Genomic DNA, 12,076 nt, shown 5'->3' with positions numbered 1-12,076 from the left:
TCGCTTGAATGAGGCAGGAGGATTTTGTATATTTTATTTAGTTAGACTAACTAATATTATTCAGACAAGTAAGCGAAAGGATGGGAACAGTTTGCAAAGGAAAGAACAATGGCCTGCAAGTTATTTTTTTAAACGGATTACTCAGTCTTTAATGAATGCCCTGCAAAAGAAATTGGATCGGTACGGGATTACAAATGCCCAAGTGTTTGTGATGCTCTGTCTTTCCAGCGAAGACGGTCTCTCACAAAACGAGCTGTTGAAGCATCTCCAGATTAAGGCGCCTTCGTTAACGCCTTTACTTGACCAGCTTGAGAAAAAAGCTCTTATAGAGCGCCGGCCGGATTCGCAGGATGGACGGACAAAGCGTATTTACCTTAGTCCATCAGGAACTCAATTTCTCGAAGAGGAAATGCGGCCCATCTTTAACGAATTGGAGGAAAAGCTGCTTTCGGGTTTATCGCAGGAAGAACGGGCTCTGCTGTTTCCCTTGCTTATTCGCCTGTATCAAAATACTTACGAATACGAGATAGATAGTAACTAGAGGGGAGGAATAAAGTGAAGCAATTCTTAATGAACTTATTCGGCCAGCCCAATGGTTTGTTAGGAAGCATCGGTGGAAAGATTTTGGCATCAGCCAATAAAGAAATCAACCAATGGACTGTATCCTTGTTGGGAGTACAGCCTGATGATAGAGTCCTGGAAGTCCTGGGGTAGCGGTGGAGATGATAAGCAAGATCATTAAGGATGGAGTGTTGGTGGGAGTCGACATTTCGGAGGTCATGCTAAGCCAAGCCCAAAGAAGAAATGCAGCTGCCATACAGGAAGGACGGGTGAAGCTCATACTTACGGCCGTGGAGAATCTCCCCGTATTTGACCACCCATTTGATAAAATCTATACCATTAATTCAATTATATTCTGGGAACAACCCGTCGAACGGTTAAAAGAATTGCGGAGTTGGTTGAAGCCGAACGGAAGGATAGCCATTACACTCCAACCCCGATCCAAGGGGGCTACAGATGAAATGGCACACATGGAAGGTGAAAAATTAGTGCAGTATCTCCAAGAGGCGGGGTTCAACCCAATTCGTCTAGAAACTAAAAACATGAAGCCTGTTTCTGCTGTATGCGCTATCGGTATTAATGCCTGAAGGGGGGCGAGCAGCTTAACAAGGACGAGGCAAGGAAATTCCATATCAAATTAGGACTATAGAGGTGTTTTGACAGATTTAGGATGATCACAATTGATAATTAGGACACCCATTCTTTATACTTGTTCTAAGCCATTGGGCCCTTATGCTACGAGTATCTATCAACGGGTAATATGGATCTGTTTAAACAAAAGTAGGAGGCAAGTAAATGAGTGAAGAGATAACTTCTAGCGGCTGGGATGCCATCGATCGGGAGATGTCGAGAATTTACGGGGATCAGGAGCCGAAGCATTACGGAACGATCATTTCTTATGCGCTAGGCGGCCCGGACCCGTTGGATGGCATAAGCGCCTACAAGGCGGAAACGCCAGAGCCGCATTGGCATTTTGTCACCTATGGTTTCTCGGAATTGTATGATAAGGAATCCGACAATGCGGAGGAGAGTGGTTTCGGGTTTGAATTGACCTTCCGGCTGGCCCGCAAGGAAGAAGAGGAAGAACCGCCGGCGTGGGCATTGAATTTGCTGCAAAACATGGGGAGATACGTTTTTAACAGCGGCAATGTGTTCAGAGCGGGTGATCATTTGGATGCGAACGGTCCCATTTGCCTGGGGGCCGATACTCTATTGACCGCACTGGCTTTCGTCGAAGATCCGGAGCTTCCCGCCATCGATACTCCGAATGGGCGGGTTGAATTTTTGCAGATGGTCGGAATGACGGGGGATGAACTGGAAGCGACGCAGGCATGGAATACGCTGGGAGTGCTCTCCACCGGTTTACCGTATATGCCGTATTACATAACGGACCTGGAACGGGACTCGCTTCTTCGCATTCCTGCCGTATCCGAAGCCGTCCATAGAGGGATGGAACAAGACGGCTCCAGCACCGGTTTTTTATTTGTAAGTCAGTTAGGCTGGGAACAGGGCAAGAATGGCTGGTTAAATAAGACCCCATCCATACTCCAGCTCGGGGCTAAGCAAGCTGAAGTCATCGCGAAGCTGCTTCGTGGCCGTATTCTCAAAGGCAATAGGCTGCTCCTCGTTGGGCCGGATTTGCGGGTGACTTTGGAGCCGGGGGAGAAGCCGGGATGGTCCTCGGGCGAGGGCGAAGTCCGGATAGTGCTGGATGAGCGGGCGGCCGCCGAGCTCAGCGAGAGGCTGATTCCGAAGGAAAGTAAATTTAAAGTCCCTTCTTTGCAAGGGGTCGCCTTTCAAATTGTAAAAACGAATATTACCGATACCGAAGGAAACGTTGTAAAGGTCATCGGTTGAGAGAAAGGATTTAACGTTATGCCCACTTATTCTTTTCATCCTATGACTGAAGAGTATGCTTCCATGATTTGCAGTTGGAAGTATGATCATCCCTATTCTATTTATAGTATGGATGGCAGTGAGGAATGTATTTCGGAACTCATGAACGAAGAGTACTTTTATGCGTTGGATGACCGGGGAGAGTTAACAGGATATCTCTGCTGCGGGAATGCTGCCCGTGTTCCAGGGGGATATGCCATCAACCTCTATAACAACAACAAGTATCTGGACATTGGTTTAGGCCTCAAGCCTGATTTTACGGGCAAGGGTAATGGGCTTGAATTTTTGACTCAGGGTATCGGCTTTCTTAAGAAAAGCTATAAAGTTCAACATTTTCAACTGGTTGTTGCAGCCTTCAATGAAAGGGCAATGAAAGTATATGAGCGTGCCGGATTTATTAAAGGGCCTTGCTTCATGAGCAAGGTAGGCGATCAAGAGATAGAATTCGTAGCGATGAACTATTCCACGGCCGAAGGTACGTCTACGGAATAGTCTGCAGCTGGATTGCAAGGAGGCCGGATTTAAACAAAGGGGTGCGATGATGGATAACAAAACGAAAATTTATTTAGTCAGACACGGACAGACCGAATGGAATGTCAAGCATAAGTTCCAAGGCCACCAGGATTCTCCGCTGACAGATATGGGCATTAAGCAAGCCCAGTGGTTAGAGGAAGCTATTCGGAATGAGCAGATAGATATGATTTATTCAAGCTCAAGCTTGAGAGCCCGTCGAACGGCAGAGATCATAAGAGGCACGCGGGAAATCGATATCATCGAAAGTGATGATTTAAGAGAAATCAATCTGGGAATTTGGGAAGGCAGAACCCAGGATGAGGTTAAGGAGCTCTATCTGGAGGCCTTCAATGATTTTTGGGATAACCCGGAGAAATTTAAAGTAGAGAACAGCGAAACCTTCCGGCAGGTTTCCGACCGGGCAATAAACATGATGCGCCAAACGGTCAACGACAACCAAGGCAAGTCTATACTAATTGTGACTCATACGGTCGTGGTCAAATTAATCATGGCCTATTTTGAAGGACGGCAGATGAAAGAGCTTTGGAATCCGCCGTATATTCATCCGGCCTGTTTATGCAAGGTTGAGATAGATGGGGACCAATCGAAAATCATTTTGCATGGAGATATTAGCCATTATAAGGAAGAGCCTTCTCTAGGATAAGCAAAAGCAGGGAAATTCGCACCGCAGGCGGGGACTGTGTCCGGTGTGACTATCTGCCGACTTATGGCGGTGCCAGGCTGTGTGACGATGGGGGGCCGCTTAGCCTTTCGAAGGCTACCATTTATACCGGCCGCAAGGGAAAGATTTCACGATTGTGAGGGCAACCTATGGGGAATTATTTTTTGTACCATTATTATGAAGCTGAGAATGGCCCTTTTAAAAACTTATCGGCATTACCGTATGATGAAGCCCGTAAAGTTATGGAGAAAGTAAAGCAGGAAGGAACTGTATTTGCCAGCAGACGATCTGATGATTATTTAACCGTACGCCGGCAATTGGAAGAACGGGCAAGAACTTTATTTATAGATAAAGGCGGGAAACCGGAAAAATTATATCCCCACTATATGACTTTGGGCCGGTGTGAGTGGCTGAAATCCTGGTATAAAGAAGGCCGAGTATTGCAAATACCTTTGGAAGAGTTTGATCCGGAAACTATAAGCTTTACATACGGGGATTTATTCCCGACTATGAGATATAAAGACGGCAAACCATATAGGGAAAAAATCTATTTACAAGACGAAATCAAGGAATTGATCGAACAATTCGGATGGCCGCAGGAATGGAACAGAGAAGGAAATAAAGGACCTGAACGATATATAGAAGTCCAAATATGGGTTGATAAAGTAGTTGGGAAATTTTTGTAAATAAGGTAGAGTGGGGGGAGAAGGCTGTCGTATAATAGATAGTGTTAAGCCCCTTTGATTTTTACCGCTTATTTTGAAAAAGAGGGTTAGTCAGGCCATCCTGTCTCCACCGCATCATGCCCGGGACATACAGTTCTGAAGGGGCATACATTTAAACATGTAACCGGTGTCAAAAATGCAAACCATTTCATTGGAGGAGGAAATGATTATGGCCACGAGACAGAGATTGGAGAAATTTAAATGTGAGATCACGACCAGAGAATACAAGCTGATCGGACAAAGCATCACAGCCAATTTTCCTAGCGGTTTTCCGGACGCGGCAGTGAAGATCCAAAGAGAATTTGCGGGGAGAAGACGTGAAGTAGCGAATGTCGTAGATCCTGAAGTCATGCTTTCGCCTTATATGTGCAATGAAATTTTCGCTACCTACTTTGCTTGTTTGGAAGTTAGGGAAATAACCCATATCCCCGAGGGGATGATCGGCTTTCAGCTCCCTCTTATGAACTACGCCAAAATTAATTGTACCAATAAAACTATTGGAGAGGCCTATACGAAAATTTTTGAATGGATGGGGGCTAACGGATATAAACAGAAGTTTCTGGATAATTCATGCCCCATCGAAATCTATTATTTCGAGGATAATGTAGAGGAAGAAGATGTGGAAATTCTAATTCCGGTTAAAGATTAAAGTTCAATCTTTGCAATTGCGATGTCATAATAGTCTGCTATTTAAACGAAACGTTTCGGCAGCTTAATTTGAGGAGAATGTGAAAATGAAAGTCAAGAGAATTATTGCCAACATTGAGACACAGGATATTGCCAAAGCTAAGTGCTTTTATGGAGAAATACTTGGACTTGATCAATTGATGGATATGGGATTTATTGCGACCTACGGTTCACATGAAAAAATGGACACTCAAATCAGTTTTCTCTCGGAGGGAGGTTCTGGGACGCCTGTGCCTGATTTGTCCATTGAAGTTGATGACCTGGACGATGTTTTAACTCGTATACAAAAGGCAGGGATTCCAATTGAGTATGGACCGGTTGATGAACCGTGGGAGGTACGGCGTTTTTTTGTAAGAGATCCTTTCGGGAAGCTTGTCAATATTCTTGTTCATCTTTAGATGAATGAGTAGTAGATGCGTTAAAAGTCTTCACCACCGGGCTCATTATCCGCAGCCCCCTGACTTAGGATTTTATCCGAAGAATGGATAAGGCATTTTTGCGTTGGCGAACAAATTAGGGCTGGGGGGAGCAAACGTTGAACATAAGAACGGTTTCTCTATGTATTATAAGAAAAGACAATCTTATTCTGGTTGAGGAGATGCGGGATGATGCCGTGAAGAAGACGTTCTACAGGCCGGTTGGGGGGACGGTGGAATACGGGGAGAACAGCAAACAGACGGTGATCAGGGAAGTTAAGGAAGAAATTCATGCGGACATTACGGAGCCGAAATTGCTTTTTATCATTGAAAATATATTTCCGTATCTGGATCAGGTAGGGCATGAAGTGGATTTTATTTATGGGGCGGAATTGGTAGATAATTCCTTATATTTCAAGGATGAAATAGAGGGAATGGAAGGAAACAATCCATATAAAGCCGTTTGGAAACCGCTCGAAGGATTTCTAAATAACCAAGAAGAAAAGCTGGTGCCCGACGGCTTGTTAGAGCTGCTGCTGGAGCAGGAAAGGGACTTCATCAGTCATGTTAAACATATCAGAACAACCTGACCAATAGGTTTAGTAATAGAACCGGGGCGCGAATTTATTACACTATCCATAACCGCATCCGTCATGATAAAAAGGAGCCTCCCGCAGCAGAAGGCTCCTATAATTCTATTTAGGACGCGATTGGATGATGAAGCGATGCTGACTGACATCGAAGTACCCGTTCTCCCGGATGATTTGGTGAATTTCATACAAGGGATCGGCGTATTTTTCCGGATCGAAGTCGGGAATTTGCCAGGGTATCGCTTGTAAATAGTAAATCAAGCTGGCCGTATCATAGAATCGCTGAATAGGGAATTCTTCCTTGCGGGTCGAAATCTCAAAGCCATTCGCTTCAAGCTCCATCACCGCCGTTTCCAGATTCCAATGTGCGAACTCTTCATTTAACGGAACGCCCATCATTTCGTTGATCTCGCGGCAATCGAGTCCGCCGGCTTGTTGGGTAAGGAAAATCCCGTCATCCGCAATAATCCTCCTTACTTCTTCCGGAGAGTAGGATTCGTGCTGATTTAGAATCAAGTCGAATTGACGGTTTTGAAAAGGCAGATTGAAATCATCCTCAATCTGTACGACCTTTACGCCGAGAGGTTCCAGCCTCTTTCTGGCGATTGGAACGTTGGGTAGATACCCTTCCGTGGCGAAGGCCTCTTTGGGAAATGGGGACAGTAAGGACAGGAACTCCCCGCCGCCGGTGCCCATATCCAGCATGGACTTCGCTTTCCGAATAAGGGGGATGGCCATGCTGCCGTAGGACCACGAGAGCAGTTGGCTCCCCATTCGGCCGGTTCTGGTAATGTATGAGAAGTCCCAGCCGGAAAAATCTTGTCTCGTGTCTGATAAAATTTCATGAAATTGCTTATCCATTGTCATCTGTCGACCTCCTGTTATCTGTATGTCTTTCGCAGATTTGTCTGCAGCTTCTGGAGGTCCCCCTAATATATAAATGACCAAGTTATATTTCGTGCTCGAAGAAATTCATAGAAAATGTACCTCCTGTTAAGACTATAGGTTTATTGTAACCATAATCTTACAGGAATGTCTATGCGGATGTTATTGAAGCTCGAAATCGAAAACAGCGGACTATGCATAACCCCGGTGTCACGATAATCAACAGGTTCCCGCCTATCATAGAGATTTTTTGCGCATCATGCTGAATGAGAATGAATTTTTGAATGCTCAAGTGGAATGGTTCGCTGAGGGCAGAAAACTGAAATGGACCGTTATGGAGCGAAAACAAACGATTTAAAGGAGGAGATAACTGCCCATTAGCCTGGAAATCGAATCTATATGAAAAAGGATGGTGCGGATGCCGGTCGTCAGAGTATTTGTGTTGGATTCGGAAGAACGTGTGCTGCTTGTGAAAACACGCCACAAAAAAACGGGCGGTTATTACTGGATTGCCCCGGGCGGAATGATTGAGAAAGGCGAATACAGCCGGGAGGCGGCCATCCGCGAAGTGAAAGAAGAAACCGGTTTGGACATCTCCATTAGGAGACTGGTTTGGGTAGAGGAGAGTAAAAATGATAAAGGTGAGGTCGACTATATGTACTGCTCCGTTTCCGATCTCAGTATCCATATGGAGCAGGCCTGCCGCTGGTTTGATGAGGTGCTGGAAGAGGTTAAGACGGGAATGGATCAGATGGAATCCTTCGTGTGACCATCCAAATGACCGTCGACGCCATAGCGGTTTTCAGTGATAATAGGAGTATTAATTGCCCTGACGGATTGTAAGGATGGAGGGCGAAACGATGCCGGATAGGAGTGTTGAGGATGACTGAGAGAAGCTATGAATTGGATTGCGTTTTTGTAGATTATGAGGACAAGGTGTGGGAGAGGATAGAGCCGGCTCCTCTTGTCGATGTCGTCGATGGAAGACCGGTTAGGGAGGCCACCGGCATCAAAGCTTGCTGGGACGATGATTTTCTATACGTTCGGTTCGATTGCGAGGACAGCTACACGGTAGCCACCTATACTAAACGGGACGATCCGCTGTATGATCAGGACGTTGTGGAATTGTTTATCGATGAGGAAGGAAACGGAAGCCGTTATATGGAGTTCGAATTCAGTCCGCACGAGGTCATCTTCGATGCGATGATCGATAACCGGGAAGGCCATATTACCATCGATACGGAATGGGACGCGGAAGGATTAGAGGTAAAAGTCCGCACGGAGGAAAATCAGCGCACTTATATTATCCGATTGCCGCTTTCTCATTTCTGGAGCCGGCCCGAGCACGGTACCACCTGGCGGGTCAATTTCTACAGAATTGACGAACAGCGCGACGGAACGCGCGAATATCAGGCTTGGTCGCCGACCGGCGCAATCAATTATCATATCCCGTCCCGTTTCGGCACGCTTCGATTTGTTCGAAGGTAAAGAAAGGAAGCTAAGAACCTAGAGTCATCTCCAGGAAACGAGAGTTGGAACCAGCGTGTTCCGGTTCTTGTTCAGTTGCAGAACAAGCAGAGAACCCTAGGAGGAATCGAATGAAGAGAGAATTTGACGGGAAGACTTGCTCAACCGGAGGAAGTGGCCGAAGCCATTATTTGGCTCTGTTCGGATAAGTCATCGTTTGTAACGGGGCAATCTTTGGTCGTTGACGGTGGAAGAATTTCCGGAGAGTAGAACTAATAGAAACTATTATAAAAATAGGAAGCAAACATCTTCAGCAAGCTAAGAACCTAAGGTGCCAATTCATTGAGAGGCATAGCTCTGAACACTCGGTGAGGTAGATGTGTAGAATCATATAGATGGCATATAAAAATCGGAAGGTGTTATGATGGAGAATCAGTGGAGGGATAGGTTTCTCGATCTGGGAATAAAGTTAAGAGAAGCGTTAGGTGAACTGGCGGTACGGATTGATCATGTAGGATCTACTTCTGTTCCCGGACTAGATGCCAAGCCTATCATTGATATCCAAATTTCGGTGGTGGACCTTGAGAATGTATCCAATTATAAAGGCAAAATTGAAAGTCTTGGATTCCAATGGCGCAGTGACAATTCGGACAAAACGAAAATATATTTTCGTGAAGTGCCCGGAAATAGAAGGACTCATATTCATGTCAGAAGAGCGGGAAGCTTTTCCGAACAAATGACACTGTTGTTTAGAGACTATTTGCGGGAGCATCCGGAAGATTGTTTGAGGTATGCGGAAGAGAAGCGTCGATTGATGGCCCTCTATATAAATTATCGTCCGAAATATGTCGAGGGGAAAGGGCCTGTAGTCTGGAGCATCCTGCAGAAGGCCCATACCTGGTCCATGGAAGTAGGCTGGCAACCGGGAAAGACGGATGCATAATTATTGGAAGCCGCTTTGGCTGAACGAGTCTAAGGTGCAACACGTTTGTGAGAAAACAACAGAGAGATTCGTTCCAAAGGAGCTGCTTAACAATTAAATCACTTTAAAAGAGCAGCAGTTCATCGATTTTTTGAAGGAGGTACCTATGAAAATTCGGCAATACAATGATTCCGATCAAGAAGCACTCGAGAAATTCATGGAGGTTATGTATGCTTTCAGAGGATTGACATTTGATCCTGATCATTTACACCTTGATTTAAGAAGAATTCCAAGCACGTATCAAGAACCAGGAGGTCAATTTTGGATCATTGCTGATAACGATGCGGTAATTGGTACGGTAGGTGTCAAAATACTAGATTCCAATGAAAGAATAGGGGAGATCAAGCGATTCTTTGTTTTGAGTGAATATCATGGCAGAGGGTTAGGCAGGGAATTAATGGAGACTGCTATTAACTTTGCCCGGGAGAGAAACCTCAAAAAGATACGTCTTGATACAAGGAGACAAGCGATTAAGGCATTATCTATATTCAGGAAGTATGGATTCTATGAAATACAAAGGTATAACGATAATGAACATGCTGAAATTTTTATGGAGTTGGACATAGAGGCGAAGATAGAAGGTTGAGTTTCGGTTTGCATTATAAAGGTCAAATGTAAATTCGTTAATTCATCTCTACGATCATAATGGAAAGGAGGATGCCCGAAGCACCCTCCTTAAGTGTATGCTTGATTCCTGCGGGACGCATCGAAGTAACGGAGCTTACGGAGAGTCCAAGTTTCTCTTTTCCGCCAGGAGCCTGCGAAATTCCATTTCCAGCTCTTCGGACGGCTCCATACTGAGGCGGCTGAGCACTTCCGTTATTTTCGTTTCCAGGATGAGACGCTGATCTTCTTTCTGATCCCGCTCTTCCTTCGGAACATGCTCGATATATTTATGGTAGGGTCCTTCAAATAGTCGGATTTCCCCATGCTCTATCGATAAAATTCGGGTGGCGATTTTTTCGATAAAGCGCCGGTCATGCGAGACAAAAATAATCGTGCCCTCATACTCTTCCAGAAGCGATTCCAGCGCCTCAACCGCTTGAATATCCAGAAAGTTCGTCGGTTCATCCAGCACTAGCGTATTAATATCACTAACAAACAGTTTGGCCAGGGCGACCTTAACCCGTTCGCCGCCGCTCAACACTTCTATCCGTTTATACACGTCCTCCCGGAAAAAGTGAAGTCTCGCAAGCACGGTGCGAATGAAGGTTTCATTTTGCTTGGAGGTGATGCTGACGTTTTCCAATATCGTCTGTTCGGGATTCAGGATATTTAAATTTTGACTAAAGTAGCCGATCTTCATCGATGGAGAAATGGATATGCCCTTTTCCCGGTTAATTATTTTTTTTACAAGGGTCGTTTTCCCGCTCCCGTTCGGTCCGATGATGGCCAGCTTATCTCCGCCGCGAACATTAAAGCCTGCCGATTTCCACAGAACTCGTTGACCCGCGGTGCCCTGAACATTTTCTGCACGAAGAACGATCCGCCCGATGAACATTTCCTCATTAGGCAAATTCATTTTAAGGGGGGCGTCTTCTCTTGGTTTTTCCACCTTATCCAACTTCTCCAGTCTCGTTTCAATGGCTTTGGCTGTTTTTTGCAGCTTTTTTTGTTTCTTGGCAAAGTAGGGCTTGGCGCCGGTAATCTTGGCTTCCGACAAGCTGGTTTGTTTGGGCTTTTTCGTTGCTCTTGCCGCTTTTTGCTCCTTTAAGATCAAGGCCTCCTCCAGCTGCTTTTTCTTTTTCTCATACGTTTCGTAGGCTGCTTCGTGTTGATGACGTTCCAATTTCTTCTGTTCCGCGTAATCGGAATAGTTCCCTTTATATGCTTTCACATGGCCTTCATGGATTTCCCATATCGTTGTACAGAGGGCATCCAGAAATGCACGGTCATGGGAGACTATGACGAATGCGCCTTGCCAATGAGCCAGCTTCTTTTCCAGCCAATCGAGATGAGCGGCATCGAGGTTCGTTGTCGGTTCGTCTGCAAATAAAATTTCCGGATCTTTCGCGAGTGCTTCATTAATATATTGCTGAGTTACTTCTCCGCCGCTCTTCGTTGTGTCCGTTCTCTTAAGCTGCGGCAAAAGTTCACATTTGACTCGAGTCGTCACTGTACCTTCGTCTGGAGCTTTCTTCCCGGCCAGAACCTGCAGTAAGGTTGTTTTTCCGCTTCCGTTCTTACCTACCAAGCCGATCCTGTCGTGTTTGTGAATTTGCAATTGACGGGCATCAATTAATAAACGGTCCTTTATATAGAGCTTCAAGTGATTGGCTTCCAACAACATACTATCATCCCCATTCCTTTATGATCTGGAGACAAAAAATGCCTCCCGTCTGAATTCAGAATAGGAGGCAATAGGTGAACGCCAAAGAAGAGACCGCTCTTTAGGGCCCAACTAAGAATACCAATCCTATTCTGAAAACTCAATCGAAGGCATTATGAAATAGAGCAGAAGAAATCTGCCTGTACTGCCTTCATATTGATAGCTTTCGAAAAATAGGATTAGTACTTCATTGTCGTTGGCTCACCCTTCCGTATTTAGTTACTACAACAATAAAGGATGCGAGCAGAGAAGTCAACTTTTTAGTCCTGAATGGTTTCAACGATTTTATACGACATTTTGGAAAAATAATTAAGGATAGTTGGAGGAATTTGCCAGTCTATGT

General features: G+C 45.2%; 17 protein-coding genes. 15 read left to right on the top strand and 2 right to left on the bottom strand.

The annotated features are described in order from the left end of the window. Positions 1-4: 4 nt before the first annotated feature. The 10 genes from ACTHRH_RS08725 (at position 5) to ACTHRH_RS08680 (ending at position 6,070) form a co-directional block, all read left to right on the top strand. The gene (locus tag ACTHRH_RS08725; RefSeq protein ID WP_440415080.1) at positions 5-541 is read left to right on the top strand and encodes a MarR family winged helix-turn-helix transcriptional regulator; all 537 of its coding nucleotides are present in this window, start codon (positions 5-7) and stop codon (positions 539-541) included. Between the two features lie 14 nt (positions 542-555). Beyond that, positions 556-714 carry a hypothetical protein gene (locus ACTHRH_RS08720; protein WP_440415078.1) on the top strand — a complete coding sequence of 53 codons (159 nt, stop codon included), beginning with the start codon at positions 556-558 and terminating at the stop codon, positions 712-714. Positions 715-722: 8 nt separating this feature from the next. Beyond that, positions 723-1,148, top strand: coding sequence for a class I SAM-dependent methyltransferase (locus tag ACTHRH_RS08715; protein ID WP_440415076.1), 426 nt, complete (start codon positions 723-725; stop codon positions 1,146-1,148). 208 nt (positions 1,149-1,356) lie between these two features. After that, positions 1,357-2,418, top strand: a complete 1,062-nt coding sequence (locus ACTHRH_RS08710) for a suppressor of fused domain protein (protein WP_440415074.1) — start codon at positions 1,357-1,359, stop codon at positions 2,416-2,418. An 18-nt stretch (positions 2,419-2,436) separates the two neighbouring features. Then, complete coding sequence (locus tag ACTHRH_RS08705) at positions 2,437-2,949, top strand: GNAT family N-acetyltransferase (protein ID WP_144935037.1); 513 nt, start codon at positions 2,437-2,439, stop codon at positions 2,947-2,949. Positions 2,950-2,998: 49 nt separating this feature from the next. Continuing rightward, complete coding sequence (locus ACTHRH_RS08700; protein WP_440415071.1) at positions 2,999-3,634, top strand: histidine phosphatase family protein; 636 nt, start codon at positions 2,999-3,001, stop codon at positions 3,632-3,634. 167 nt (positions 3,635-3,801) lie between these two features. Continuing rightward, positions 3,802-4,338, top strand: a complete 537-nt coding sequence (locus ACTHRH_RS08695) for a hypothetical protein (protein WP_440415069.1) — start codon at positions 3,802-3,804, stop codon at positions 4,336-4,338. A 208-nt stretch (positions 4,339-4,546) separates the two neighbouring features. After that, complete coding sequence (locus ACTHRH_RS08690; protein WP_150960113.1) at positions 4,547-5,026, top strand: GyrI-like domain-containing protein; 480 nt, start codon at positions 4,547-4,549, stop codon at positions 5,024-5,026. A gap of 85 nt (positions 5,027-5,111) precedes the next feature. Continuing rightward, the gene (locus tag ACTHRH_RS08685; protein WP_144935028.1) at positions 5,112-5,462 is read left to right on the top strand and encodes a VOC family protein; all 351 of its coding nucleotides are present in this window, start codon (positions 5,112-5,114) and stop codon (positions 5,460-5,462) included. Positions 5,463-5,599: 137 nt separating this feature from the next. Beyond that, on the top strand, positions 5,600-6,070 hold the full coding sequence (locus ACTHRH_RS08680; protein WP_150960112.1) for an NUDIX hydrolase: 471 nt from the start codon (positions 5,600-5,602) through the stop codon (positions 6,068-6,070). Between the two features lie 105 nt (positions 6,071-6,175). Here ACTHRH_RS08680 and ACTHRH_RS08675 read toward each other — a convergent pair whose 3' ends face one another. After that, positions 6,176-6,937, bottom strand: a complete 762-nt coding sequence (locus ACTHRH_RS08675; protein WP_144935022.1) for a class I SAM-dependent methyltransferase — start codon at positions 6,935-6,937, stop codon at positions 6,176-6,178. Positions 6,938-7,373: 436 nt separating this feature from the next. On the opposite strand from ACTHRH_RS08675, the gene ACTHRH_RS08670 reads away from it, so the two are divergent. From ACTHRH_RS08670 to ACTHRH_RS08650, 5 genes are all read left to right on the top strand, one after another. Then, positions 7,374-7,724: an NUDIX domain-containing protein gene (locus tag ACTHRH_RS08670; protein ID WP_440415065.1), complete on the top strand. Its 351-nt coding sequence runs from the start codon at positions 7,374-7,376 to the stop codon at positions 7,722-7,724. Between the two features lie 113 nt (positions 7,725-7,837). Then, a complete protein-coding gene (locus tag ACTHRH_RS08665; RefSeq protein WP_150960110.1) occupies positions 7,838-8,443 on the top strand; it encodes a carbohydrate-binding family 9-like protein in 606 nt (201 codons plus the stop codon). Positions 8,444-8,566: 123 nt separating this feature from the next. Beyond that, entirely contained in the window at positions 8,567-8,692 is a 126-nt protein-coding gene (locus tag ACTHRH_RS08660) for an SDR family oxidoreductase (RefSeq protein WP_150960109.1), read from the top strand. A gap of 151 nt (positions 8,693-8,843) precedes the next feature. Further along, the gene (locus ACTHRH_RS08655; protein ID WP_440415062.1) at positions 8,844-9,365 is read left to right on the top strand and encodes a GrpB family protein; all 522 of its coding nucleotides are present in this window, start codon (positions 8,844-8,846) and stop codon (positions 9,363-9,365) included. A 145-nt stretch (positions 9,366-9,510) separates the two neighbouring features. Further along, a complete protein-coding gene (locus ACTHRH_RS08650) occupies positions 9,511-9,990 on the top strand; it encodes a GNAT family N-acetyltransferase (RefSeq protein ID WP_150960107.1) in 480 nt (159 codons plus the stop codon). Between the two features lie 135 nt (positions 9,991-10,125). Here the strand turns inward: ACTHRH_RS08650 and ACTHRH_RS08645 are convergent, their stop codons facing one another. Continuing rightward, positions 10,126-11,694 carry a Vga family ABC-F type ribosomal protection protein gene (locus ACTHRH_RS08645; RefSeq protein WP_440415060.1) on the bottom strand — a complete coding sequence of 523 codons (1,569 nt, stop codon included), beginning with the start codon at positions 11,692-11,694 and terminating at the stop codon, positions 10,126-10,128. Between the last annotated feature and the right edge of the window lie 382 nt (positions 11,695-12,076).

Source organism: Paenibacillus sp. SAFN-117, assembly GCF_051966115.1.
Taxonomy (GTDB): Bacteria; Bacillota; Bacilli; order Paenibacillales; family NBRC-103111; genus Paenibacillus_L; species Paenibacillus_L residui.
Note: the sequence above shows the minus strand (reverse complement) of the source record. Positions and strands in the feature narration are given on the sequence as shown.

Coding starts and splice junctions, on each gene's coding strand:
- ACTHRH_RS08695 (WP_440415069.1), top strand. CDS start 3,802: ATGGGGAATTATTTTTTGTACCATTATTATGAAGCTGAGAATGGCCCT.
- ACTHRH_RS08675 (WP_144935022.1), bottom strand. CDS start 6,937: ATGACAATGGATAAGCAATTTCATGAAATTTTATCAGACACGAGACAA.
- ACTHRH_RS08700 (WP_440415071.1), top strand. CDS start 2,999: ATGGATAACAAAACGAAAATTTATTTAGTCAGACACGGACAGACCGAA.
- ACTHRH_RS08670 (WP_440415065.1), top strand. CDS start 7,374: ATGCCGGTCGTCAGAGTATTTGTGTTGGATTCGGAAGAACGTGTGCTG.
- ACTHRH_RS08705 (WP_144935037.1), top strand. CDS start 2,437: ATGCCCACTTATTCTTTTCATCCTATGACTGAAGAGTATGCTTCCATG.
- ACTHRH_RS08715 (WP_440415076.1), top strand. CDS start 723: ATGATAAGCAAGATCATTAAGGATGGAGTGTTGGTGGGAGTCGACATT.
- ACTHRH_RS08665 (WP_150960110.1), top strand. CDS start 7,838: ATGACTGAGAGAAGCTATGAATTGGATTGCGTTTTTGTAGATTATGAG.
- ACTHRH_RS08690 (WP_150960113.1), top strand. CDS start 4,547: ATGGCCACGAGACAGAGATTGGAGAAATTTAAATGTGAGATCACGACC.
- ACTHRH_RS08685 (WP_144935028.1), top strand. CDS start 5,112: ATGAAAGTCAAGAGAATTATTGCCAACATTGAGACACAGGATATTGCC.
- ACTHRH_RS08655 (WP_440415062.1), top strand. CDS start 8,844: ATGATGGAGAATCAGTGGAGGGATAGGTTTCTCGATCTGGGAATAAAG.
- ACTHRH_RS08645 (WP_440415060.1), bottom strand. CDS start 11,694: ATGTTGTTGGAAGCCAATCACTTGAAGCTCTATATAAAGGACCGTTTA.
- ACTHRH_RS08650 (WP_150960107.1), top strand. CDS start 9,511: ATGAAAATTCGGCAATACAATGATTCCGATCAAGAAGCACTCGAGAAA.
- ACTHRH_RS08710 (WP_440415074.1), top strand. CDS start 1,357: ATGAGTGAAGAGATAACTTCTAGCGGCTGGGATGCCATCGATCGGGAG.